The organism is Sphingomonas sp. S-NIH.Pt3_0716, from assembly GCF_003950715.1.
GTDB classification, from domain to species: Bacteria; Pseudomonadota; Alphaproteobacteria; order Sphingomonadales; family Sphingomonadaceae; genus Sphingobium; species Sphingobium yanoikuyae_A.
This window is the reverse complement of the sequence record NZ_QLJK01000143.1, coordinates 1-528: the sequence shown is the minus strand read 5'-3', so window position 1 is coordinate 528 and position 528 is coordinate 1. Positions and strand designations below refer to the sequence as shown.

General features: G+C 60.4%; 1 protein-coding gene. It reads right to left on the bottom strand.

Translation table 11 applies throughout. The features are described 5' to 3' along the window. Nucleotides 1–321: acyl-CoA dehydrogenase family protein (locus BRX37_RS26525; protein WP_206434245.1), on the bottom strand; the 321-nt coding region annotated here is incomplete at its 3' end. Between the last annotated feature and the right edge of the window lie 207 nt (nucleotides 322–528).

The following is a 528-nucleotide window of genomic DNA, read 5'->3' as shown; positions in this document are numbered from 1 at the left end:
TTTGAACACCTCCGACGCCCAGCCGATCCTGCCCATTTCCTCGGCGCACAAGGCGTATTCGAGGTTGGTGAGCTGCGTGCCTTCAAACGCGAACGTATCGTCGACATGGGTCTGGCCCGAGTTGGGCGGCATGAAGAAATTCCACAGGCCCGCGGCCTTCGCCTTCGCCTTGCACTCTTCGATGACGGGGATCACCTTCCAGCGCTCGCCCTCATGTTCCTGCGCGTCATGTTCGGCCTGGCGGGGGCGGATTTCCGAATCGATGAACTGGCGGACGCGGTCGCGGAAATAGGTTTCCCGCTCGCTCAGGGTGAAGTCCATGGGGCGTCTCTCCAACGTATGTTTGCCAGAGGTCTAGGCCGTACCGTACATTCGGTAAAGTCCCATCCGCCCGCTTCCGATGGCTTTTTCACGCCTGACGCCGGACACCCCAAGAAAACACTGTTTCTTCGAAAGCGGCATTGATAGACTGGCCGGATGGAACAAACGGGGGCGGATGCCGGCGAAACCGTCGGGGCGGAGGAACAG